The organism is Haliea salexigens DSM 19537, from assembly GCF_000423125.1.
Classification (GTDB): domain Bacteria; phylum Pseudomonadota; class Gammaproteobacteria; order Pseudomonadales; family Halieaceae; genus Haliea; species Haliea salexigens.
Map to the genome: position 1 here is coordinate 400,323 of NZ_AUHJ01000001.1, position 22,973 is coordinate 423,295.

A 22,973-nucleotide genomic window follows, 5' to 3' on the forward strand; every position below is an offset into this window, starting at 1 on the left:
TCCCTGCGTGATTGATCGCGCAATGTAGCACTGCCCTGTGCGGCCGAACAATTTACAATGCCGTAATACGCGGCCGCGACGTTGACAGTGCTAGAATCGCTCCCGTCGCCACGACGCGCCCGCCCCCGCTACAGGCACCAGGAGACCGCATGTCAGAACCCGATGCATCAGGCCCGCCATCGCTGCTGCGCAGGCTCGCGGCCCTGCTCTACGACACGCTGTTGGTCATACCGCTGATTGGTGTGACGGTAGCCATCGCAAGCGCAATCGAAATGTGGCTGCTCGGCATTCGCGAGGGCAGCGATTACTACCAGATGAATCCCCAGGTGGTGCAATTACTGAGCATAGGCTGTGTGGCGGTGTTTTTTACCCTGTTCTGGCGCAAGGGCGGCCAGACACTGGGCATGCAGGCCTGGCGCATAAAGCTCGTGGATGAAACGGGCGCCACACCGGGCACTGGGCGCTGCCTGCTGCGCTGCGGCGCTGCTCTGGTCTCTTTACTGCCTGCGGGGCTGGGCTACTGGTGGTGCTTGATCGACAAACGCGGACTGTACTGGCACGACCACCTCAGTGGCAGCCACCTTCTGCTGCTGCCCAAGCGCGAGAAATAACCGCCGCCGACCACCCCCGTCAGCGGGTACGCAGCAGTAGCACCAGCCCCACGCCAATACACAGCAACACCGGCGTCAGCGCAGCATAGAGCGGCGGGAATCCGAACACCAGGCTGGCGGGCCCCAACAAGTCCTCACTGATCTGGAAGGCCACCCCCACCAGAACACCCGCAAAAATGCGCAAGCCCAGGGTACCGTCACGCAAAGGGCCGAAAATAAACGCTATCGCCACCAACACCAGACCGGCTATCGATGCCGGCTGCAGCAGCTTGCGCCACATGGCAATCTCGAAATCATCGGCATCCAGCCCCTGCTGCTGCAGATAGTGGCTGTAGCGCTGCAGATCGATGAGCGGCAAGCGCTCGGGGGAGACCACTTCCATGGTCAACAACCGCGGTGTAATACCGGTATCCCAACGCAGTGTTTCGGCCCGCGTGCGGGTGGTTTCCCAGCTGCTGAAATCGGTTTTCACCACATCTTCCAGCACCCAGTGATCCCCGGCGAAGCGGGCCCGCTGCGCGCCCAGCGATGCGATCATCCGACGACGCTCGTCCAACTGCACCAGCAGCACACCGCGCAGGGCAGTTTCACTTTCCACCGCGTTGAAATACAGGTAGGAATCGCCCTCGCGGTTCCAGATACCGTAGCGGCCGGCAAGGCCGCCGGGCGCGCTTTGCGCCAGAGCCCGGCGGTTTTCGGCCAGCTGTTCCGCCGGCGGGGCGACCACCTCCCCCAGCACAAAGCCGACCAGCGCTACCAGCAGGGCGTATTTCATCACCACCACCACCAGGCGCGCGATGGACACGCCCGCACCGCGCATAATTGTGAGCTCACTGGCCGTGGCCAGCTGGCCGAGGCCCACCAGGCTGCCAATCAACGCCGCCGATGGAATGAACTCGTACAGGCGGCCGGGCACGGTCAGTGCAATGTAGGCCGACATTTCCAGAAAGGTATAGCTTTCGCTGAGGCGACCCGACTCATCGATAAACACGGAAACGACATCAATCCCCACGATGACCAGCAGCACCAGAAAGATGGAGGCCAGCAATGTGCGCCCGATATACCAGTCAAGCAGACGCATCGGCAACTCCCCTGGCCCTGCGGGCATACCAGCGTCGACGCAGCGTGTCGCCGTACAGCAACCCCAGCGCCAGGGTGCCGTAGAGCAGGTGCACCGCCCAGAAGACCAGCGGCCCCGCACCCTCTTCCATGGCGGCGCGCGCCTTGGTCAACAACACGAGGTAAATGAGGTACAGGGCGAAGGCCGGCGCCATCTTGATGTAGCGACCACGCCGGTGGTCCGTGCGGCTCAGGGACAAGGCAATCAGGGCTACGATTGGCACAGTGACTGGCAGCGACAGCCGCCAGTGCAGCGCAGCGCGCTCTTCGGGCAGCGTGGATTCCAGCAGCGCCCGGGTGGGCCTGGCATCAACGCGCGGCACGCTGCGAATACCGCCTTCCGGCTCTGGTATGCGCTCACCAAAACGCTCGAACTCAACCACCTCGTAATCCAGCTCGCCGGGCTGGCCGCTGTAGCGGTAGCCATCGCGCAGCTCCAGATAGCGCGCACCCGTTGTGCTATCGAGGACGATCTCGCCCTCAGAGGCGACGGTAATCGTCAGCCGGGTGCCGCCGCCGGGTGCGGCGGACTGCTGCGAAAGAAAGACCGAGTGCATGACGCCGCTATCCGGGTCGATGCGCTCGGCGTAGCTCACGATACCGTTGGACTTGCGATACTGGAAACGCCCTGCCGCCAGAGTCTGCAGCCCCTGCGAGGTTTCCGGGTCATCCAGCAGTGCCGAAGACCGCGCCGCACCCAACGGGGTGACCAGCAGGCTCAGCAGCGCCACTAGCGCCATCACCAGCAGCGCCGATACGAGGGTATAGCCAGCCAGACGAGTGGGGCTTACCCCACAGGCCGACAGCACGACCATTTCGCTCTCGACATAGAGCCGGCCGTAGGCCATGAGGATGCCCAGAAAAAGGCCTAACGGAAGAATCAACTCCAGAAAACCCGGCAGGCGGAAGAACATCACGGGCAGCAGGATATCACCCGCCAGATTGCCTACCGCAGCCTCCGCCAGATACTTCACGAAGCGACCACTGAAGATGATCACCAACAGGGTGAAACTCACCGCGACAGTATGTTGCAGGACATCGCGCGTCAGATACGCCAGGATTTTCATGCAGGTCCAGGTTGCAGCGTGGCAAGCGCCCGTGCCGGGCGATCGCCAGAGGTTCAGTTTCTTCGCTGTACATCATACACTAGCGGTCTTTTCCACGCCCACGAAAACTAGCAGGCACAGACCATGAGCACTCTTACCTTTACCGCCCGCGCCAGCGCGGACCCCAGCAAAACCAAAACCCGCTGCGCCATTGTTGCCGTGTTCGGTAGTGAGCTGTCCGCCACGGCTACCGCACTGGATAGCGCCGGCGCCCTGAGCAACACCCTGAAGCTCGGCGATTTCCAGGGCAAACCGGGGCAGACTCACCTGCTGCCCGGCATCGGCAATGCCGAACGCGTCATGCTGCTGGGTTGTGGTGATCGCGCCCGTTTCAGCCACGCAGCCGCGCGCGAGGCGTTTCAAGGCCTGAGCACCGCGTTGAATGCCAGTAATGTAACAGAGGCGCTGCTGCACACGGCTGACCTGTTGAGCGATGCGGTCGATGGCGCCTGGCTGCTGGAGCTGGTCGCGCGCACCCTCACAGTCAGCAGCTATCGCTATACGCGCACGGTTTCCAAGCCCAAAGATCCGCTCGCGTTGAAAAAGCTCGTGGTCAACCCGGGCAAGGGGCTGCCAGCAAAGCGCGCGCAAGCAGCGCTGGACAATGGCGCAGCGCTCGGCCGCGGCATCAATTACACCCGCGAACTGGGCAACTTGCCCGGCAATATCTGCACACCGTCGTATCTGGCCAGCGAGGCGCGCAAGCTGTCTCGCGGCAACAGCAAGGTCCGCACGCAGGTGCTGGAAGAGAAGAAAATGCGCGAGCTGGGCATGGGCTCGCTGCTCTCGGTATCGGCGGGCAGCGACGAACCCGCCAAACTCATCGTCATCGAATACCGCGGCGGAAAATCCGGTGCAGCACCGCAGGTTCTGGTGGGCAAGGGGATCACCTTCGACTCCGGCGGCATTTCCATCAAGCCCGGAGCCAAGATGGATGAAATGAAATACGACATGTGCGGCGCGGCCAGCGTGCTGGGCACACTGCAGGCCGTGATCGACATGGCACTGCCGCTGAACGTCACCGGCATCATTGCTGCGGCAGAAAACATGCCCAGCGGGCGCGCCACGAAACCCGGCGATGTGGTCAAGAGCATGTCCGGCACCACCATCGAAGTACTCAACACAGACGCCGAGGGCCGCCTGGTGCTCTGCGATGCCCTCACCTTCGCCAGCCGTTTCAAGCCCGCCGCGGTGATTGACATCGCGACACTCACCGGGGCCTGTGTGGTTGCCCTGGGCTCCCACGCCTCGGCCGTGTATGCCAACGACGAAGCGCTGGCCGAGCAACTGCTGAGCGCTGGCACCGACAGCCACGACCGCGGCTGGCGCATGCCGCTGTGGGACGACTACCGCAAGCAGCTGAACAGCAACTTCGCGGATCTCGCCAATATCGGCGGCCCTGAAGGTGGGTCGGTCACCGCCGCCTGTTTCCTGGCGACCTTCGCCGAGAACTATCCCTGGGCGCACCTGGATATCGCCGGTTCCGCCTGGAACAGCTCGCCCAAGGGCGCCACCGGCCGTCCGGTGGCCATGCTCACTCGCTACCTGCAGGGGCGGGCCGCGGACTGACATGACGCGGGTAGGCTTCTACGTCATCCAGCAGGCGGGCGAGGCACAGCGCCTGCAGGTCGCAGCGCGTTTGGCCGACAAAGCGTTTCAGCGCGGCCATCGCATCTACATCCATGCCCGGGATCAGGCGCAGGCGCGCTCACTGGATACACTGCTCTGGTCCTTTCGCCCGGGCAGTTTCCTGCCCCATGGCCTCGCTGGTGAACCCGGTTCAGACCTGGTCGCCATAGGCTGGGGGGAGGAACCTGCCGGGCATGACGACCTGCTGATCAACCTGCGCTTGGAAGTGCCGGCGTTTTTCGGCCGTTTCCACCGTGTTGCCGAGGTGGTTACCCAGGATAACGCCAGCCTTGCGGCACTCAGGGAATCCTGGCGCTTTTATCAGTCGCGGGGTTACCAGTTGGAAAAGCACGACCTCGGCGGCGTATAATCCCGCGCTTTTCGCACCCGGACAGCAACCGCGATGGACAAGACCTTTCAACCTGCCGCAATCGAAGCACAGTGGTATGACCACTGGGAACAACAGGGGTACTTCAAGCCCCGCGGCGGCGAGCACAGCTACAGCATCATGATCCCGCCGCCGAACGTGACTGGCAGCCTGCACATGGGCCACGGTTTCAACAACGCGATCATGGACTGCCTCATTCGCTACCACCGCATGTGCGGCGACAACACCCTGTGGCAGGTGGGCACCGACCATGCCGGCATCGCAACACAGATGGTTGTGGAGCGGAAGCTGGCGGCGGAGGGCACGTCCCGCCACGACCTGGGGCGGGAAGAGTTCCTGCGTCGCGTGTGGGACTGGAAGGCGGAATCCGGCGGCAACATCACCCGCCAGATCCGGCGCCTTGGCTCCTCCGTCGATTGGAGCCGAGAGCGCTTCACCATGGACCCGGGGCTCTCCGCGGCCGTTGGTGAGGTGTTCGTGCAGCTGTACGATCAGGGGCTGATCTACCGCGGGAAACGTCTGGTGAACTGGGACCCGGTATTCAACACCGCCATTTCCGACCTCGAGGTGCTGAACGAAGAGGAACAGGGCTCACTCTGGCATTTCCGCTATCCCATCGAAGGCGAATCCGGACACCTCGTAGTGGCCACTACGCGCCCGGAAACCGTTCTCGGCGACAGTGCCGTTGCGGTACACCCGGAGGATCCGCGCTACCAGCATCTGGTCGGCAAACAGGTCCGCCTGCCGCTCACCGACCGCCTGATCCCCATCATTGCCGACGATTACGTGGACCCGGAATTCGGCTCCGGCTGTGTGAAGATCACCCCGGCACACGACTTCAACGACTACGAAATCGGCAAACGCCACAACCTGCCGCTGATCAATATCCTCGACCGCAACGCGCATGTTCTGGGCGAATTCACGGTACTCACCTTTGCCGGGTATGCTGCCCAGCACGGGGAGCGGGCACCCGCTGAGTATGCGGGCATGGAACGCTTCGAAGCGCGCAAGGCCATTGTGGGCGCCTTCGAGACCCTGGGCTTGCTGGAGAAAATCGAACCCCACACCCTCAAGGTGCCCCGCGGTGACCGTTCCGGCGCGGTGGTGGAACCCTGGCTCACGGACCAGTGGTACGTCAGTGTGGCGGACCTTGCCCAGCCCGCCATCGAAGCGGTCGAGGACGGGCGCATACAGTTTGTGCCCAAACAGTACGAGAACATGTATTTTGCCTGGATGCGCGACATCCAGGACTGGTGCATCAGCCGGCAGCTCTGGTGGGGACACCGCATCCCGGCCTGGTACGACACACAGGGCAAAGTCTACGTGGGGCGCGATGAGGCCGAGGTGCGGCAAAAGTATGCGCTCGCGCCGGACGTCGCGCTGCAACAGGACGAGGACGTACTGGACACCTGGTTCAGTTCCGCTCTCTGGACCTTTTCGACCCTGGGCTGGCCAGAAGACACAGCAGACCTGCAGGCGTTCCATCCCAGCAGCGTGCTGGTAACCGGCTTCGACATCATCTTCTTCTGGGTGGCACGCATGATCATGCTCACCCTGCACTTCATCAAGCACCCGGACGGCAGCCCCCAGGTACCGTTCAGCACCGTGTACGTCCATGGCCTGGTGCGCGACTCGCAGGGCCAGAAGATGTCCAAGTCCAAGGGCAACGTGCTGGACCCGATCGACCTGATCGACGGCATTGAACTTGAGCCATTGGTGGAAAAACGCACCCAGGGCATGATGCAGCCGCAACTGGCAAAGAAGATCGAGCAGCAGACCCGCGCCGAATTCCCGGAGGGCCTCGCCGCCTACGGTACCGATGCGCTGCGCTTCACGTTCTGTTCGCTGGCCTCCACCGGTCGCGATATCAAGTTCGATATTGGACGCATCGAAGGCTACCGCAATTTCTGCAACAAGATCTGGAACGCCGCACGCTATGTGCTGATGAATTGTGAGGAGCACGACTGCGGCACCGACAGTAGCCTGCCGGTGCAGCTCAGCCTGGCCGACCGCTGGATTCTCTCGCGCCTGCAGGGTACCGCCGACGCCGTCGCAACCGCCATCAACCAGTATCGCTTCGACCTCGCCAGCCAGGCACTCTACGAGTTTATCTGGAACGAGTATTGTGATTGGTATCTCGAACTGTCGAAACCCGTGCTCTGGGACGAGCAAGCGGACCCTGCACTGCTGCGTGGAACACGCCGCACGCTGATCACCGTCATGGAAACCTGGCTGCGGCTGCTGCACCCCTTCATGCCGTTTATCACCGAAGAGATCTGGCAGCGCGCCGCGCCGCTGGCGGGGATTTCCGGCCCCAGCATCATGCTGCAGCCCTGGCCAGAGAGCGATCCCGGTGCCGTGGACAGTGCCGCAAATGCGGATATAGAATGGTTGAAGGCGGTGATTGTCGGTATTCGTAACATACGCGGTGAAATGAATGTACCGCCGGGGCGGGGCGTGGACCTGCTGTGTCGAAACGGCAGTGAAACCGACCGCAGGCGCCTGCATGACAACGCCAGCTTCCTGAAAAAGCTCGCGAAGCTGGATAGCATTGAATGGTTGGACGCCAGCGCACAGGCCCCCGTTGCCGCCACCGGCCTGGTGGGTGACCTGGAGCTGCTGGTGCCATTGGCGGGGCTGATTGACCGCGATGCGGAACTGGCCAGACTCGGCCGGGAACTGGAGAAACTGGAGAAAGAGCGCGGCCGCCTGCAGGGCAAACTCGGCAACAGCAACTTTGTTGACCGGGCACCGCAGGACGTTGTCGACAAGGAACGGGAAAAGCTGGCGGCGCTGGAGCAGGCGCTGCAAAAGCTGCGCGGTCAGGCAGACTATATCGCGCGCCTGTAGGCTCAACACTCGGTGCACGTATTCAGGAGCCAACGCGAGCGGCGCGTTGGCCATAATAAAAAGCAGCAGAGAATACCGAGGAAAGGGGTATGAATGAACGTGTAAGTGGCACGGTAAAATGGTTCAATAATGCCAAGGGTTTTGGCTTTATCACCCGGGAGGAAGGCAGCGAAGACGTTTTCGTGCATTTCCGGTCAATCCAGGGTGACGGTTATCGCACTCTCAATGAAGGGCAGGCCGTTGAGTTCAGCCTGGTTGAAGGGCCCAAGGGCCTGCAGGCCGAGGACGTGCAAAAAACCTGAGTCGCGGTTCGCCGTGTCGCGCGACACGTCCCGGTTCATCGAATATACCCGACCTTGCTTGCCCGCGGGCACTAACGCCGCGGGCCGAGTTACATGCGCCTGGCTCTCCATCACAGGCATTCACCCTACCGTTAACGAGGAACAACATGCGCTTCATGTCCCAACTGATTGTCACCCTGCTCTTTGCCCTGGCGCTGTCCGCACTGGCGGGCTCACTGCTGGGCCTGCCCTTCCCTGACCTCACCCTGCTGCTGCTGTTCGCTGTGGCAACGACCGGTTCCGCGCTGCTGGGTGCACTGTGGCCCGTATCGACGGCGCAACCCGCACCCAGGCAGCAGAAAAGCAGCAAAAAGGCAGCGGTAAAACCGGCGCGCAGCGCGAAGCCGGCACAAGCGGGTCGTGAACAGGGCACCGTCAAGTGGTTCAACAGCGCCAAGGGCTTCGGCTTTATCACCTGCGATGACGGTAGCGAGGTGTTTGTGCACTTCCGCGCCATTCGCGGCGAAGGCCGTCGCAGCTTGCGCGATGGGGAACGCGTTGCATTTCATACGGCGGCGAGCGACAAGGGCCCCCAGGCCGAGGACGTAGAACTGCTGGAACGGTCGCACTGAGATGGCAAACAGCGGTGGTAAACCAACGCGCACCGAGCGCCGCTTTCGCGGCATGGTTATGCCCACGGCGGCACACCCAGCGATTCGCCGCGTGCGCCGTCAGGGCAAACTGCCGAGCATTCACGGTAACAAGCTGTGGAAATCCAGCTGTCTGCTGCTGGATTACCTGCACAAAAATCCGCCCGCCCACACCGCACAAGTGCTCGATGTCGGCTGCGGCTGGGGCATCGCCGGGATCTGGTGTGCATCCAGACTGGGCAGTGCAGTGACCTCGCTGGACGCGGACCCGGATGTGTTCCCGTACCTCGACGCCGTGGCGACACTCAACGGCGTGAGCACCCGTCCGCAGGTGAAGCGGTTCGAGCAGATCACGACCCGTGAACTGGCACGCTACGACATGCTGCTGGCGGCCGATGTGTGCTTCTGGGATGAACTGGTGCGCCCGGTCACCAACCTGGTCAACCGGGCGGTGAAGGCCGGCGTGAAAACAATCATCATCGCGGACCCGGAGCGCTCCACCTTTCTCGACATGGCACAGAGCTGTGTTGACCGGCACTGTGCCGAACTCCTGCCCTGGCGCTGTCGCGGCAGTGTGGAAGCGCGCGGCGCGCTCATGGTGATCGAAAACGCCTGATGGCCTCCCGGTCCAGATAGCGGTAGGTGCGCTCTATGGGGTCACTCGCAACGGGCACGCCCGCTTCCATACGCGGACGAAAACGTGTTCTCAGCAGTTTGCGATACAGCCGCATGGCAAAGCCTTTGTCCGCTTCATCCAGCGCTTCTGTTTCCACATCCTGTGCCACACCCCGATCGTTTATCCGATAGCGTGCCGCAACAAGCGCTCCACCTGCCCCCGGGTCGCGAATGAAGGCACCGTTGTCGGGCAGCTCGACCGGCGCGCCGAACCACGCCTCGAGCGCAGACTGCTGCCCTGTGGTTTGCAGATGCAGCGCCACGGCGCGGTAATCCTCCAGCGCATCGCCCTGTGCACCGTTCCACTGGCGCCAGTCTGCAAGCGCCAGCCAGGCCCGGGCGCGGAGTGCCTCATCCCGCAGGTCCGGTGCCGCAATGAACGTAGCCAGGAGCTCCGTACCCCGGCCCTCCGCCAAACGTTGTATTGCCGCCAGCCGTTGTTGATGAATATCCAACTCCTGCACCGGCTCCTGGCGAAAACCAAAAGACGGTGACGCAGTGCTGCGGACCGCAAATGTATCGGGGCGGGCCCGGGCCTGAATCAGATAGAGGTTGCGCAACTGGCTGTCGACAAGGTGCCAGCGCTCAGCGGCCGGCAGCGTATTGTCCACGGCCAGCAACAGTTGCTCGTTGCTCTCGAAGAGTTGCACCAGGCGCTGATCGTCGCTGCTGTCCAATTCCCGACGCAGGGCCTCGCGCTGCCAACGAAAGTACTCAGCCGCCCCGCGGGCATCCTGCATTGCACCGGTTCCGTGCAACAGACGGTAGTAGTAATCATAACGGGCATCCAGCGCGCGCCAGTCCCCCAGGCTGCGGTGCACGGCCAGCAATTCCTTGATCAACGGCAGCTGGTTCTCACTGTACAGTCCCTCGTTGACGCGCATTACATGCAGGGCGCGGTTGAAACTGCGCAAAGCCGCACCGGGATCACCAGCCTGCGACAGACTGCGACCCAGTTCGGCCAGAGGCTCAGCAAGCCCGGGCGCATACGGTCCCTGCACCGTTTCCATCTCCTGCAGGCGCTCCCGTTGCCGCGTCGTTAGTGCGGGATCGAGCGCCGCGGCCGGGTCGAGGCGAGCCGGTAGCGGGGCCTCATCCGGCCATGACTTGCCCGCGCGAATAAAGTCGTGCCCGTAACTGATGCCCGGCGCGGCCCAGGCTGCGGCCAGCGGAACGGCACAGAACAACAGGCAACAAAGTACAGCCAGCCATTGTCCGCCCGGTACCGATCGTCCCTGCTTCATCGCCAGCCCCTCGTCACCACTTGCCTCCTCCGGGTGCCGCTAGAGCAAGCCGGGCATTAATGATATAACGGCGGGCAGACAGACTCATCATTCTTCCTCCACTTCATCGGCGACCCGGAGTCACCTGCATGAAACAGCTCGGCATTCTGGACGCTGCCTTCATCAACCTGGAGCGCGGCAGTACGCCACAGCACATCGCGAGCCTGGGAATTTACGACCCGTCTACCGCCCCGGGCGGGAAAGTGCGCTTCAAACAGCTGATTGCAACCTTCGAAAGAAGACTGGATAACCAGCCCCTGTTTCGTACCCGGCTGGTTCAAGTGCCCGGTGGCCTGGACCGCCCTTACTGGGTGAAAGACGAGCGCTTCGACGTGGAATTCCACCTGCGGCATATCGCCCTGCCGAGCCCGGGGGACTGGCGTCAGCTGTGCATTCAGGTTGCGCGCCTGCATTCCCGCCCTTTGGACATGTCCAAGCCACTGTGGGAAGCCTACATTATTGAGGGCCTGGACCGTATTCCGGGCCTGCCCAAAGGCAGCTTCGCTATCATGGTCAAGATCCATCACTCACTGGTCGATGGCATGGGGGGCAACTCCATCGCCGCCCTGATCCACGACCTGGTGCCCGACCCCGCCCCCGCCGACAGCGATGAGCCCCTGCCACGCCTGGTCGATATCACCCCCGGTATGGCGGAATTGCTCTCACGCGCCACAGTCAACGGGATCAAGAATGTGGCGGGCGTAGTCAGCGGCGCCGCGGGCAACTCCCTGCGGCTGGCACGCTACGCGGCGGGCGTGGCTACCGGCGACTATCCCGGTATCGATATGCAGGCGCCGAAAACCCGCTTCAACCACTCGGTAAGCCCGCACCGGGTGTTCACGGCAGCTGAGTTCAGCTTGCAGGATTTCAAGGCCATCAAGGATGCCGCCGGCGTCAAGATCAACGATGTGGCACTGGCGGTTGTCGGCGGCGCCCTGCAGCGCTACCTGGATGACCTGGGAGAGGCACCGTCCGCGGCACTTGCGGCGGCGATTCCAGTCAACATGCGCGCGCGCCGCGAGTCCAGTGAAGACCATAACCAGGTCGGCTCGATTTTCACCTCACTACACACCGACATTGCCGACCCCGCCGCCCGTTTACAGGCAATCCACCATAGCTCACTTGATGCGCAGCGGGCCGGCGACGCAAGCCCGCTGGTCGATATGCTGAAGCTGGCCGGCGTATTCACGCCGGCAATCACGCGTCCGGTTGCGAATTTCTGGGCACGCAACCACCTCTCCAGCTACCTGCCGGTCAACATATCCACAGTGGTGTCCAATGTTGCCGGCCCGGACCAGCCGCTGTACTGTTCCGGCGCCCGCCTGATGGACTATTACGGTCTGGGCGTGCTGACGCCGGGCGTGGGGCTGTTCCACATGGTATTCAGCTACTGCGGCAAGATGACCGTATCGGTACTCGCCGACCGCGCCATGCTGCCGGACCCGGAGCACTACAAGCGCTGCCTTGAGGCATCCTTGCAGGCACTGGCGGCTGCCGTGCTACCACGCACGCGGCGCACGCCGGCGCCACGCAAAGCGCAAAAAAAACCCGCCAGAAGGCGGGTTTGAAAGTGTCACTTACTGGACCTGGATGGGCGTTTCCGTCACTCAGCAACGGAAACTCTCATGACATGGGAACAGTGTAGGTTCCAGGCCGATATACATCCAATGTATTTTTATTATGTTCGCCATGAAAATGATTCATAATTGACCGGTGGACACGCTCACCCTGCACAAGACCGACCTCAACCTGCTCGTGGCCCTGCAAGCGCTGCTCGAGGAGCGCAGCGTGTCGCGCGCTGCCGAGCGCCTGCACATCACTCAACCGGCCATGAGCAAGACCCTGAGTCGCTTGCGGGCACTGTTCGGCGACCCGCTGTTTACCCGCAGCAACCGCGGTATGCAGCCCACGCCCCGAGCGCTGGAACTGGCTGCAGAACTGAACAGTGTGCTGGACGATATAAACCGCCTGGTATCAGGGTCGCGTTTTGACCCTTACACCTATAGCGGTGAGGTCACACTGGCCTTGTCGGAATACGTGGGTATTGCCCTGCTACCGGCATTCATCCAGCGCCTGCACCGGCTGGCCCCGCGCCTTTCCATTCGCACCATCACCCGGCTGGAACATCAACTTGATGCCCTGGCGACCGGCACCCTCGATTTTGCCATTCACATTGCCCAGTCCCACTATCCAGCGGAGTACCGTGCTCAGCAACTGGTAACGGCACCAGCCGCCATTCTGGTACGCGCGCAGCATCCGCTCACCACGGGGGAGGTCACCTGGGACCGCCTCGCCAGTTTCCCGCTGATTCGCGTGTATGTGCCCGATCTGGAACAGGCCGAGCTGGCCCGCAGCTCGGACGCTTTCATGCGGGTGCGCAGCCCGTCGCAGGGATCTCTGGAAACCTCACACCTGATGACGGCAATGGAAGTACTGCGCAGTACGGACTACTTTCTGCCCGGCCCAGCCTATGTACTGCAGAACTCGCATATCACCAGTGGTATTGTCGCCCTGCCAACGCCCCCCGGCAGTGACTACGCCCTGAAATACATGCTGGTCGCGCACCGCCGCACGGATCAGTCACCGCTGCACCAGTGGCTGTGGGCGCAGATCATCGACACAATTACCGAACTGGAGGCGCGATGAGTAAAAGCAAGCGGCGCGACATACCCGTATTTGCCACGCCATTAATCGAGACACATTGCCACCTGGACTACCTTGATGCCGCAGAACTGCAACATACCCTGGTCCGCGCTCGCCAGGTGGGCGTGGAGCGTATCGTTACCATTGCCGTATCGGCGGCCAATCTGGACAACGTGCTGGCGCTGACCAGAGCGGCACCGGACATCTGGGGCACGCAGGGCATTCATCCGCACGAAGCCGAGGGCTTCGATAGCGCGGTCGAGGCGCGGATTCGCGCGCATGCGGGCGACCCACGTATTGTGGCGATCGGCGAAATCGGCCTGGATTACTACTACGACCATGCGGACCGGGCGGTGCAACGCAAGGTATTTGCTGCGCAGCTGGCGCTGGCAGTCGAGCTCGATCTGCCGATCGTGGTGCACACCCGGGAAGCCGATGAGGACACCCGCGCCATACTCGCCGAATACGCGCCGCAACTGCAGCGCAAGGGGGTGATCCACAGCTTCACGTCGGGGTTGCCGCTGGCGGAATTCTGTCTTGATGCCGGGTTCATGCTCGGGTTCAACGGTATTACCACTTTCAACAGCGCCGACAACGTCCGCGCCGTGGTGACCGCAACACCGCTGGATCAGCTGGTGTTGGAAACCGACGCTCCCTACCTCACACCCGTGCCCTACCGGGGACGGCCCAATGCACCGTTCTACCTGCCTTTCATCGCCGAGCGGATCGCCGAGGTACTGGAAATACCTGTGGAAACCCTGCTGCAGGCCGCCTACCGCAACAGTCTTGCCCTGTTTTTCCCCGCGACAGGCGAATAATGGGGGCAATTTCCCCGCGCGCTGCCCGCAAGCCTCAACCCGGCAGCCTGTCGGTGGTAGACTAGGCGCCTTTTGCGGGCCGTACGCCAGGGCCCGGCAGCAAATGGGACGCTATGGAATACATTGTCGGTCAACGCTGGGTAAGCCACGCGGATGCGCAGCTGGGTTTGGGCATTATCGTCGAGGTCGAGCCGAGGCGCGTTACGCTGAGCTTTCCCGCCGTTGGCGAAGAGCGCACGTACGCAGCTGAGAGCGCCCCACTCACCCGGTTACGCTTCAAGGCAGGGGATCACATCTCCACCGTACAGGGGCTGGAACTCGCCATCACCGAGGTGACCGAGAGCGCGGGCCTCCTGCTCTACACGGGTACGGACCACCACGAGGAAAGCGTGACGGTGTCCGAGCTGGAGCTGGACCCGTTTGTGCAGATCACCACACCGCAGCAGCGCCTGCTGAATGGCCACTTCGACAAGACCAGCGACTTCGCGCTGCGCGTGGCAACATTTACGCACCTGGACCGTTTGCAGCGTTCCGCCGCCCGCGGTCTGATGGGCTCGCGCACCAGCCTGCTGCCCCACCAGGTGTATATCGCCAACGAAGTGGGGCAACGTCACTCCCCGCGCGTGCTGCTCGCGGATGAAGTCGGCCTCGGCAAAACCATTGAGGCAGGTATGATCCTGCACCAGCAACTCTTGACCGGGCGCGCATCGCGGGTACTTGTGCTGGTACCGCAAACACTGCTGCACCAGTGGCTGGTGGAAATGTTGCGTCGCTTCAACCTGCATTTCGCCCTGTTCGACGCCGAACGACTGGCGGAGGCCGATCCGCTCGACATGCTGGACGAGGATCCGCTGCTGGATGTGGAAGAGCACAACCCGTTTGACGCCGAGCAGCTGGTGCTGTGCAGCCTGGATCTGTTCCGCGATTCCCAGGAGCGCCAACTGCAAGCGTTGACCGCAAACTGGGACCTGGTGGTGGTCGATGAGGCGCACCACCTGCACTGGTCGCCGGACAACCCGGGAGAAGACTATCGCTTCGTGGCCGCACTGGCCCGCCAGAACCCCGGGCTCCTCTTGCTCACCGCCACACCGGAGCAGGTCGGTCTGGAGAGCCACTTTGCACGCCTGCAGTTGCTGGACCCGGAGCGGTTCCACTCGCTGTCCGCCTTCCGCGAAGAAGAGCAGCAGTACCGGCACTGGAGCGACCTGACGCTGCGCCTGGAGCGCGGCGAACGCCCTGCAGGGCTACCGGAGGGGCTGGACGCGGATGCACCGGCAGAAACGCTGATCGAGCAGATCCTCGACCGCCACGGCACCGGGCGCGTGATGTTCCGCAACACCCGTGCTGCCATCAGTGGTTTTCCCCAGCGCGTGCTGCACCGCTACCCGCTGGAACAGCCCGATGCCTACCGCCACGCCAACAGCGATATCGCCGAGGCACTGCATCCGGAGTCGCCCTACCACGACGACAGCTGGCTGTCCTTCGATCCGCGCGTCGCCTGGCTGGAGCAGACGCTGAAGGCCCTGCGCCCGGCAAAGGTGCTGGTCATCTGCGCCCGGGCGCAGACGGCGGTGACGCTGGAGCATTATCTCCACCTGCGCGCCGGCATCCGCTCAGCAGCCTTCTACGAGGGGCTGTCCATCATCGAGCGAGATCGCGCCGCCGCCTATTTCGCCGACGAATCGGCTGGCGCACAAACCCTGGTGTGCTCTGAAATCGGCAGCGAAGGCCGCAACTTCCAGTTCGCCCACCACCTGATACTGTTCGATCTGCCCCTCAACCCCGACCTGCTCGAGCAGCGCATCGGGCGCCTCGACCGCATCGGGCAAACAGAGGACGTGCAGATACACGTGCCCTTTCTCGCAGGCGGTGCGCAGGAAGTTCTCCTCGAATGGTACGACCGCGGCCTGAACCTGTTTCGTGAAAGCTGCTCTGCAGGCACCATGATCCTGGAGCGGTTCCAGGCCCGCCTGCTACCCCTGCTGCAGGACCCGGATGCCACCCTGGAAGCGCTGATTGCCGATACCGCCGCCTTCACCGAGAAAACCCGGCGCGAACTGCGCGAAGGTCGTGACCGCCTGCTGGAGCGCAACTCCTGTAAGGCAGACGTGGCGCAACAGCTGATCGCGGAAATCGCCGGCAACGAAGAGGACGACGCGCTACAACAGTATCTGGAGGCACTGTGCGAGGCCTATGGCGTAGAGCACGAGTACCATTCAGAGCACGCGCTGGTGCTGCGGCCCACCGACCATATGCTGACCGGACACTTCCCCCACCTGCCGGAAGACGGCACCACGCTGACGTTCTCCCGCAGCAAGGCACTGGCCCGGGAGGATATGGCCTTCCTCACCTGGGAGCACCCCATGCTGGTAGAGGCGATGGACATGGTGCGCTCCACCGAGCTGGGTAACGCGGCTCTGGGCACGATAAAATTGAAGGGCATTGCGCCCGGCACCATGTTGCTCGAGTGTGTGTTCACCATCAATTGCGTGGCACCGCGCGGATTGCAGCTGGAGCGCTTCCTGTCGCTGTCCCCGTTGCGCCTGCTGGTCGATGCCCGCGGCAAGGACCTCGCCGCGCTGGTGCCACATGAGCGGCTGAACGGCCTGGTCGAACGTGTCAACAAGAGTACTGCCCTCGCCATTATCAAGCAGGTGCAACAGGACGTGGACAACAAGATGCTGCTCGCCACCCGCCTTGCCACGGAGCGCCTCGCGCCGCTGCTGGCAGATGCAGAACAGCGCATGCGCGCGGAGCTGGGTGCGGAACTCGAGCGCCTGCAGGCACTGCGCGCGGTAAACCCCTCCATTCGGCAGGAGGAGCTGGACCATATGTCTTACCGGATTGAAGAATCGGCGCTGCATATCGGCCATGCCAGCCTGCAACTACAGGCGCTGCGCCTGATCATTACAACCTGAAACCAGGGAGACCTCTACATTCCATGCTAGCAAACCTACGTATCTGCGCCCTGCTGGGTTTTTCACTCCTGGCGACAATGGCTTCTGCGGACTATCTCAACACCCGAAACGAGTTCCGCACGACACAACCCGAAAACGTTGAAGCGCTGGTCGTTCTCGTGCCCGAATTCGAGGGTGCTATCGCCGCACCCGAGGGCTGGCCCGGGGCGACTGCAGCGCAATTTCAACGCGCGCTGGAGGCACAGGCTTTCACCGGTGCGCTGGGTGAACAGTTTGAAATTCTTGCCCCCACCGGGCTTGAGGCGCAGCGGCTGGTCGCACTCGGCGTGGGCGCTGGGCAGAGCCTCCCGCGCGCTGATGCGGAATCGGTGGGCGCGGCACTCGCCACGCTATTGTCAACGCGAGCGTCCAGCACCGTGGCGGTGAATACCAGTCTGTTACCGCAGGGTAGCGACCACGGCAGTACCGTGGCAGCGCTGGCCCACGGCGCAGACCTGGCAAACTACCGCTTCGACCGCTACAAATCGGCACCGGAACCGCGCCCGGCGCAAACGTATCACTGGCTGACAACCACCCCGAATACCGCCGAAGAGCGCTACACGGAACTGCGCGCACTCGCCGAGGGCGTATTCACCGCCCGCGAGCTGACCAACCTGCCTGGCAGTGATGGCTACCCGGCAGCATTCGCCGAACAGGTCAGGTCACGGCTGGAACCCCTGGGGGTCAAAATCACCCTGCTGAAGCCCAAGCAGATCCTCGAGGAAGGTATGGAGGCTCTGTATGGTGTCAGCCGTGGTAGCCAGCACGGCTCGCACCTGTTGATCGCCCAATGGCGCGGCAGCAAAGCAGCCCCCATCGCGCTGGTCGGCAAAGGCATCACCTTCGACAGCGGCGGCTACAACCTGAAGCTGGACGCCAACTCCCTGCTCGCCATGACCGGCGACAAGGCCGGTGCAGCGGCAGTGGCCGGCACTATCGAAGCACTGGCGCGCCAGCGTGTCCCCATTCACGTTGTCGGCGTTATGCCCCTGTCACAGAATGCAGTATCCGGTACCGCGCAGTTGCCCGGTGACGTGGTGACCTCCGCCAGCGGCATTACTATTGAAATCGCCAATACGGATGCCGAGGGACGCCTCGTGCTCGCAGACGGTATCTGGTACGCGCGGGAGAAATTTGAGCCGCGAGTCATTGTCGACATCGCCACCCTGACCGGCTCGAAAGTGCGCGCCCTGGGCAGTGATTACGCCGCTGTGTTCAGCACCGACGACAACCTGGTTGCCAGCGTTACCGAAGCCGGCGAGTTGACCCGCGAGCGCGTCTGGCGGCTGCCCCTCGGGCCCTATGAGAAAATCATCGACAGCACGGTGGCGGATATTCGCAACACCGGGAGCCCCGGTGCGCAGGCGGGCGCGGTGTTTCTGCAGCGGTTCGCGGGCGAGACTCCCTGGGTGCATATCGACATGGCCGGCAACGGACGCCATGACGCCGCGAGCCTACCACCGCAAACCGGCGCCACAGGCTACGGTGTTCGCCTGCTCACCGAGTGGGTGAAACTCTACGCGCGCCCTCCGGCACAGTAGCAGGCACCGACTGCCGCCGCTGGCCCGAGGCCAGCCGGCGGCAGGATTTTCAGGACTCCGCTACCAATCCGCCATCGAGTACCAGCACGTGACCGGTCACCCAGGCAGAGGCACGGGCACTGAGGTAAATGGCCGTGCCCGCGGCGTCTTCCGGCGAGCCCAGCCGGGCGATCGGGAAACCTTCAACCAACTCCGCTTCATGCGCCAGCATGTGCGCCGTCATCTTGCTCGGGAACAAGCCCGGCGCTATGGCGTTGACGTTGATGCCCTCTTTCGCCATATCCGCACCCAATTGCCGGGTCAGCTGGTGTACCGCAGCCTTGCTGGCGCTATAGCCGTAGTTGTTGCCATGCGCGTTGGTGATGCCATTTACTGAGCCGATGTTGATCACCCGGGCCGGGTCGTCGTCGCGGCGGGCAGCGCGTAGCGCCGGCAACAATTGCTGGGTGAGAAAGAAAATCGATTTGACGTTCAGGTCCATGACCTTGTCCCAGCCACTCTCGGGAAAGTCGTCTATGTCCGCACCCCAGGTGGCGCCCGCGTTATTGACCAGGATATGCACCGCGCTTTCCCGCTCACGTACCGCAGCGGCGAACTGGGTGATGCCGGACAGGGTGGAGAGGTCCGAAGCGATGGGAATACACTCCCCCAGGGCAGACAGGCGCTCCGCCGTCGCCTCCAGCTCCTCGGCCTTGCGTGCGGTGATGTAGGTCTTCACGCCGTTGGCCACAAAGCCTTCGGCAATCATCGCCCCGATACCACGTGAGCCCCCGGTCACCACGGCCACTTTCCCACTGACGTCAAACAGGTTGTGCATGCTTTTTCTCCCTAAAAATGAGTCATCAGGCGCCATGGCGCGGGCTGGCACCCGGTGGGCCTGCGGACGGTGGACAGACACCCGCCGCACAGAGCGCCCGGAGTACCGTCGCACGCGTCTCCGCTGGGTCAATCACGGCGTCGATTTCGAGAAATGAAGCCGCTTCCGACGCCTTGCCCGCTTCGTACATCTGCGCCAGCAACTGATCAAACAAGCGCTCGCGCTCTGCAGGATCGTCCACAGCCTCAAGCTCTTTACGGAAGCCCAGGCGCACCGCGCCCTCGAGCCCCATGCCACCGAACTCGCCGGTGGGCCAGGCGGCGGCATAGACAGGCGCGACAAAACTGCCGCCGGTCATGGCCATGGCGCCCAACCCGTAGCCCTTGCGCAGAAAAATCGCCACGACGGGCACCTGCAGGCTGGCGCCCGTGATAAACAGGGACGACATGCGGCGCACCGCCGCCTGCCGCTCACTCGCCGGCCCCACCATAAAGCCCGGCGTGTCGGTCAGCGACAGCACCGGCAAACCGAAGGCGTCACACAGGCCGAGGAATCGCGCCGCCTTTTCCGCCGACTCAGCGTCTACGGCACCGCCGAGTTGCTGGCAGTCGTTGGCGATCAGTGCAACCGGCAGCCCTTCGAGGCGGATAAAGCCGGTGATGATGCTGCGCCCATACACCCGGCGCAGTTCCAGAAATGAACCCGTGTCGGCCAGGGTTTCAATAACCTTGCGCACAGGGTAGGCCCAACGGCGGTCCTCCGGTACGGCGTCGCGCAGGGGCTCCTGCCCGGCGCATGACCAGGCCTGCACCGGCCCCTGGAAATAGGCCAGTAACTGCTGCGCCAGGGCCGTGGCATGCGCTTCGTCATCTGCCGCAATGTCCACGACGCCATTCTTCAGCTGCTCTTCCAGGGGACCGATGTCCGTGGCCGCGACCTTGCCCAGGCCGCCCCCTTCAATCATGGCCGGCCCTGCCATACCAATCCACGATGTCTGCGTGGCAATAGTGAAATCGGCACAGCCAAAAAGGGCTGCATTGCCCGCAAAGCAGTAGCCGTTATTCACGGCAATGCGGGGCACCTTGCCTGCGAGACGTGCCCAGGTGCTGAATGACTCTATGTGCAGACCAGCGATGTGCGTGAGAACATCGGTGTCACCGGGCCGGCCGCCGCCGCCCTCGGTGAACATGATGACCGGTAACGCGTGCTGCTCCGCCAGTTCGCACATACGGTCCAGCTTGCGGTGATGAAAAAAGCCCTGCGTGCCGGCGAGTACCGCATAATCGTTGACTACAACCGCCGCACGCGCCGCCTGCGCACCCACCTGATCGGCGTTGATTGTTGCCGTGCCGGTAATGATGCCGTCACCCGCGGTGCTGCTCTGCAGCTCAACATAGTCGCGGCGCGTGCGCTGGGCGGCGACAGCCAGCTGACCGTATTCCTGAAAGCTGCCGGCGTCCACCAGATCGTCAAGGTTCTCGCGTGCCGTGCGATACCCCGCAGCGTGGCGCCGCTCGCGGGCCTCGTTTCGGTAGTCGTCCCCGGTGCGCCGCAAACGCTCGCGCAGGGCCTGTAACTCGGGGCGCAGAGACTCCTTCATGCGTTACCTGTCATGGTCGAACCCCGGCGCTGGTGCTTCGTGAACGCAGCCTACTTGCCTTGCCAGACGGGGGCGCGCTTGCCAATAAACGCTTCCACCCCCTCAACAGCATCGGCGCTGCCGATGCAGATTTTCTGCAAGCGGGCTTCCTCGGAAATCGTGGCGGGCAGTTCCTGCTCAAGGGCGAAGTTCAGGGATTCCTTGGCATAGCGCAGTGCCAGCGGCGCCTTCCCTGCGAGTTCCTGCGCCCACGCCAGGGCATCGGCAACCAGTGTGTCTGCCGCCACGACCCGGTTGCACAGCCCGAGCTCATGACAGCGCTGCGCCGGGAGTTTCTCGCCGGTCACGATCAGCTCGTATGCGCGTTTGCGTCCCAGAGTGCGTGCCAGGTGCCAGGTGGCGCCACCGTCCGGCACCAGGCTGATCGCCGCGAATGCCTGATAGAGGTAGGCGTTCTCGGCCATAACCGTGAGATCACAACCCATGGCAAAGGCGCTGCCCACGCCCGCTGCGGCGCCATTCACAGCGCTGACCCAGGGCATTGGGGCCTGGTGAATAGCCATCAGAACCGGCTTGTACTCCTGGTTCAACTGGCTCTCAACATCAAAGTCGGCGCCCGTAACCTCAGCGAGATCGGCGCCGGCAGAGAACGCTCGCCCCGCTCCGGTAAGTACCGCTACGCGAATCTCAGGGTCGGCATTCACTTCCTCCACGGCCTGCAGTATGTCGGCCCGCAGCGCAGCATTGAATGCGTTGAGGCTGTCCGGGCGATTGAAGCTGACCAAGGCCACGCGCTCGAAACGCTCCACCGTCACGGTGTCGTAATTTGCCATAGTGTCTATCCTTCCTGCATGCGTGTTTAGCCAATGGTGCCCGCTTCGCGGAGTGCCTGGATTTCGCTTTCGGCAAAACCCATGGCGGACAAGGTAGAGACCGTATCCTCACCCAGCCCACGCGGACCGTGCGCGACGCTCGACGGCGTGCGACTGAAACGCGGAGCCGGTGCCGGCTGGGTCACACCATCGACTTCGACATAGGTTTTGCGCGCCACATTGGCCGGGTGGCTGGGCGCCTCCGTAAATGAGAGTACGGGGGCGAAACACACATCGGTACCCTCCATCAGCTCGCACCACTCAGCCTGGGTCTTCTGTTTGATGACCGCTGCCAGCTTCTCGGTCATCTCCGGCCAGCGCGCCGCATCATGCTGATTGCCAAATTCAGCGTCCGGCAAATCTGCCAGCTGCATCAACAGCGCGTAGAACTGCGGCTCAATGGAACCGAGAGAAATGTAACGGCCGTCAGCACACTCGTAGGTGTCATAGAAATGTGCCGCACCGTCCAGCAGGTTGGACTCACGCTGCGTGGCATCCCAGGCGCCAACGGCTTCAAAGCCGTGGAACATCCACATCAACTGTGCGGCGCCATCGACCATGGCAACGTCAATCACCTGCCCTTTGCCGGAGTTCGCGGCCTCCAGCAGAGCTGCCAGCACGCCGTTGACCAACAGCATACCGCCGCCGCCCATGTCGCCCACCAGGTTCAATGGCGGCACCGGTTTCTCGTCGCGCCGACCGGTTGCGAACAGTGCACCGGTCAGTGAGATGTAGTTGATATCGTGGCCAGCGGCGCGGGCCAGGGGGCCATCCTGCCCCCAACCTGTCATGCGTGCGAACACCAGCCGCGGGTTGCGAGCAAGACAGACATCCGGGCCAATACCGAGCTTCTCACAGACACCCGGGCGGTAGGGATCGATCAGCACATCGGCGTTCTCGACCATGCGCAGCAGGGTCTCAACGCCCTCCGGCTGCTTGAGATTGAGTACAACAGACTTCTTGCCGCGCGCGCTGACATCCTTCAGCTGCTTCAGGTCCGCCGCATTGGCACGCTCAATGCGAATCACCTCGGCACCCATATCGGCCAGCATCATGCCGCCCATGGGAGCCGGGCCTATACCGGCCAACTCGATTACGGTAAAACCGTTCAAAGGTCCCATGGTGATGTCTCC

At 63.0% G+C, this 22,973-nt stretch carries 19 protein-coding genes; 12 read left to right on the forward strand and 7 right to left on the reverse strand.

Translation table 11 applies throughout. The features are described 5' to 3' along the window. Positions 1 to 149 precede the first annotated feature (149 nt). Positions 150 to 611, forward strand: coding sequence for an RDD family protein (locus G533_RS0101930; protein WP_027948503.1), 462 nt, complete (start codon positions 150 to 152; stop codon positions 609 to 611). Positions 612 to 630: 19 nt separating this feature from the next. Here G533_RS0101930 and lptG read toward each other — a convergent pair whose 3' ends face one another. Both lptG and lptF read right to left on the reverse strand, forming a co-directional pair. Continuing rightward, complete coding sequence (gene lptG / locus G533_RS0101935) at positions 631 to 1,692, reverse strand: LPS export ABC transporter permease LptG (protein ID WP_027948504.1); 1,062 nt, start codon at positions 1,690 to 1,692, stop codon at positions 631 to 633. Then, positions 1,679 to 2,797 (reverse strand): LPS export ABC transporter permease LptF, encoded by a 1,119-nt coding sequence (lptF, locus tag G533_RS0101940; RefSeq protein WP_027948505.1) that lies wholly within the window; start codon positions 2,795 to 2,797, stop codon positions 1,679 to 1,681. Before lptF ends, lptG begins: the two co-directional genes overlap by 14 nt. A gap of 123 nt (positions 2,798 to 2,920) precedes the next feature. Between lptF and G533_RS0101945 the strand changes: the two genes are divergently transcribed. The 6 genes from G533_RS0101945 (at position 2,921) to G533_RS0101970 (ending at position 9,250) form a co-directional block, all read left to right on the forward strand. Further along, positions 2,921 to 4,405: a leucyl aminopeptidase gene (locus tag G533_RS0101945; RefSeq protein WP_027948506.1), complete on the forward strand. Its 1,485-nt coding sequence runs from the start codon at positions 2,921 to 2,923 to the stop codon at positions 4,403 to 4,405. Between the two features lies 1 nt (position 4,406). Continuing rightward, positions 4,407 to 4,835: a DNA polymerase III subunit chi gene (locus G533_RS0101950; RefSeq protein ID WP_027948507.1), complete on the forward strand. Its 429-nt coding sequence runs from the start codon at positions 4,407 to 4,409 to the stop codon at positions 4,833 to 4,835. 33 nt (positions 4,836 to 4,868) lie between these two features. Further along, on the forward strand, positions 4,869 to 7,703 hold the full coding sequence (locus G533_RS0101955) for a valine--tRNA ligase (RefSeq protein ID WP_027948508.1): 2,835 nt from the start codon (positions 4,869 to 4,871) through the stop codon (positions 7,701 to 7,703). 89 nt (positions 7,704 to 7,792) lie between these two features. Next, positions 7,793 to 8,005: a cold-shock protein gene (locus G533_RS0101960; protein WP_027948509.1), complete on the forward strand. Its 213-nt coding sequence runs from the start codon at positions 7,793 to 7,795 to the stop codon at positions 8,003 to 8,005. Between the two features lie 155 nt (positions 8,006 to 8,160). Beyond that, complete coding sequence (locus G533_RS25435; RefSeq protein WP_144079756.1) at positions 8,161 to 8,616, forward strand: cold-shock protein; 456 nt, start codon at positions 8,161 to 8,163, stop codon at positions 8,614 to 8,616. Between the two features lies 1 nt (position 8,617). Further along, positions 8,618 to 9,250 carry a class I SAM-dependent methyltransferase gene (locus tag G533_RS0101970; protein WP_027948511.1) on the forward strand — a complete coding sequence of 211 codons (633 nt, stop codon included), beginning with the start codon at positions 8,618 to 8,620 and terminating at the stop codon, positions 9,248 to 9,250. Here the strand turns inward: G533_RS0101970 and G533_RS20160 are convergent. Then, positions 9,228 to 10,553, reverse strand: coding sequence for a hypothetical protein (locus tag G533_RS20160; protein ID WP_035525898.1), 1,326 nt, complete (start codon positions 10,551 to 10,553; stop codon positions 9,228 to 9,230). The two genes, G533_RS0101970 and G533_RS20160, sit on opposite strands and share 23 nt — an antisense overlap. 128 nt (positions 10,554 to 10,681) lie before the next feature. Between G533_RS20160 and G533_RS20165 the strand changes: the two genes are divergently transcribed. The 5 genes from G533_RS20165 (at position 10,682) to G533_RS0102000 (ending at position 18,551) form a co-directional block, all read left to right on the forward strand. Continuing rightward, a complete protein-coding gene (locus G533_RS20165; protein ID WP_051229877.1) occupies positions 10,682 to 12,160 on the forward strand; it encodes a WS/DGAT/MGAT family O-acyltransferase in 1,479 nt (492 codons plus the stop codon). 145 nt (positions 12,161 to 12,305) lie between these two features. Beyond that, positions 12,306 to 13,238, forward strand: coding sequence for a LysR family transcriptional regulator (locus G533_RS0101985; RefSeq protein ID WP_027948512.1), 933 nt, complete (start codon positions 12,306 to 12,308; stop codon positions 13,236 to 13,238). Continuing rightward, entirely contained in the window at positions 13,235 to 14,053 is an 819-nt protein-coding gene (locus tag G533_RS0101990) for a TatD family hydrolase (protein ID WP_027948513.1), read from the forward strand. Before G533_RS0101985 ends, G533_RS0101990 begins: the two co-directional genes overlap by 4 nt. Positions 14,054 to 14,166: 113 nt before the next feature. Next, positions 14,167 to 16,971 carry an RNA polymerase-associated protein RapA gene (gene rapA, locus G533_RS0101995; protein ID WP_027948514.1) on the forward strand — a complete coding sequence of 935 codons (2,805 nt, stop codon included), beginning with the start codon at positions 14,167 to 14,169 and terminating at the stop codon, positions 16,969 to 16,971. Between the two features lie 23 nt (positions 16,972 to 16,994). Further along, complete coding sequence (locus tag G533_RS0102000; RefSeq protein WP_027948515.1) at positions 16,995 to 18,551, forward strand: leucyl aminopeptidase family protein; 1,557 nt, start codon at positions 16,995 to 16,997, stop codon at positions 18,549 to 18,551. A gap of 49 nt (positions 18,552 to 18,600) precedes the next feature. Here G533_RS0102000 and G533_RS0102005 read toward each other — a convergent pair whose 3' ends face one another. From G533_RS0102005 to G533_RS0102020, 4 genes are read right to left on the reverse strand one after another with little or no spacing between them, the layout of a single operon-like run. Further along, a complete protein-coding gene (locus G533_RS0102005; RefSeq protein ID WP_027948516.1) occupies positions 18,601 to 19,368 on the reverse strand; it encodes an SDR family NAD(P)-dependent oxidoreductase in 768 nt (255 codons plus the stop codon). Between the two features lie 25 nt (positions 19,369 to 19,393). Further along, complete coding sequence (locus G533_RS20170) at positions 19,394 to 20,968, reverse strand: acyl-CoA carboxylase subunit beta (RefSeq protein WP_051229878.1); 1,575 nt, start codon at positions 20,966 to 20,968, stop codon at positions 19,394 to 19,396. A 50-nt stretch (positions 20,969 to 21,018) separates the two neighbouring features. Further along, the gene (locus G533_RS0102015; protein ID WP_027948517.1) at positions 21,019 to 21,801 is read right to left on the reverse strand and encodes an enoyl-CoA hydratase/isomerase family protein; all 783 of its coding nucleotides are present in this window, start codon (positions 21,799 to 21,801) and stop codon (positions 21,019 to 21,021) included. Positions 21,802 to 21,827: 26 nt separating this feature from the next. Beyond that, positions 21,828 to 22,961, reverse strand: a complete 1,134-nt coding sequence (locus G533_RS0102020) for a CaiB/BaiF CoA transferase family protein (protein ID WP_027948518.1) — start codon at positions 22,959 to 22,961, stop codon at positions 21,828 to 21,830. Between the last annotated feature and the right edge of the window lie 12 nt (positions 22,962 to 22,973).

Coding starts and splice junctions, on each gene's coding strand:
- lptF (WP_027948505.1), bottom strand. CDS start 2,797: ATGAAAATCCTGGCGTATCTGACGCGCGATGTCCTGCAACATACTGTC.
- G533_RS0102005 (WP_027948516.1), bottom strand. CDS start 19,368: ATGCACAACCTGTTTGACGTCAGTGGGAAAGTGGCCGTGGTGACCGGG.
- G533_RS0102000 (WP_027948515.1), top strand. CDS start 16,995: ATGCTAGCAAACCTACGTATCTGCGCCCTGCTGGGTTTTTCACTCCTG.
- G533_RS20165 (WP_051229877.1), top strand. CDS start 10,682: ATGAAACAGCTCGGCATTCTGGACGCTGCCTTCATCAACCTGGAGCGC.
- G533_RS0101945 (WP_027948506.1), top strand. CDS start 2,921: ATGAGCACTCTTACCTTTACCGCCCGCGCCAGCGCGGACCCCAGCAAA.
- rapA (WP_027948514.1), top strand. CDS start 14,167: ATGGAATACATTGTCGGTCAACGCTGGGTAAGCCACGCGGATGCGCAG.
- G533_RS0101950 (WP_027948507.1), top strand. CDS start 4,407: ATGACGCGGGTAGGCTTCTACGTCATCCAGCAGGCGGGCGAGGCACAG.
- G533_RS0102015 (WP_027948517.1), bottom strand. CDS start 21,801: ATGGCAAATTACGACACCGTGACGGTGGAGCGTTTCGAGCGCGTGGCC.
- G533_RS0101955 (WP_027948508.1), top strand. CDS start 4,869: ATGGACAAGACCTTTCAACCTGCCGCAATCGAAGCACAGTGGTATGAC.
- G533_RS0102020 (WP_027948518.1), bottom strand. CDS start 22,961: ATGGGACCTTTGAACGGTTTTACCGTAATCGAGTTGGCCGGTATAGGC.
- G533_RS0101960 (WP_027948509.1), top strand. CDS start 7,793: ATGAATGAACGTGTAAGTGGCACGGTAAAATGGTTCAATAATGCCAAG.
- lptG (WP_027948504.1), bottom strand. CDS start 1,692: ATGCGTCTGCTTGACTGGTATATCGGGCGCACATTGCTGGCCTCCATC.
- G533_RS20160 (WP_035525898.1), bottom strand. CDS start 10,553: ATGAAGCAGGGACGATCGGTACCGGGCGGACAATGGCTGGCTGTACTT.
- G533_RS20170 (WP_051229878.1), bottom strand. CDS start 20,968: ATGAAGGAGTCTCTGCGCCCCGAGTTACAGGCCCTGCGCGAGCGTTTG.
- G533_RS25435 (WP_144079756.1), top strand. CDS start 8,161: ATGTCCCAACTGATTGTCACCCTGCTCTTTGCCCTGGCGCTGTCCGCA.
- G533_RS0101970 (WP_027948511.1), top strand. CDS start 8,618: ATGGCAAACAGCGGTGGTAAACCAACGCGCACCGAGCGCCGCTTTCGC.
- G533_RS0101990 (WP_027948513.1), top strand. CDS start 13,235: ATGAGTAAAAGCAAGCGGCGCGACATACCCGTATTTGCCACGCCATTA.
- G533_RS0101930 (WP_027948503.1), top strand. CDS start 150: ATGTCAGAACCCGATGCATCAGGCCCGCCATCGCTGCTGCGCAGGCTC.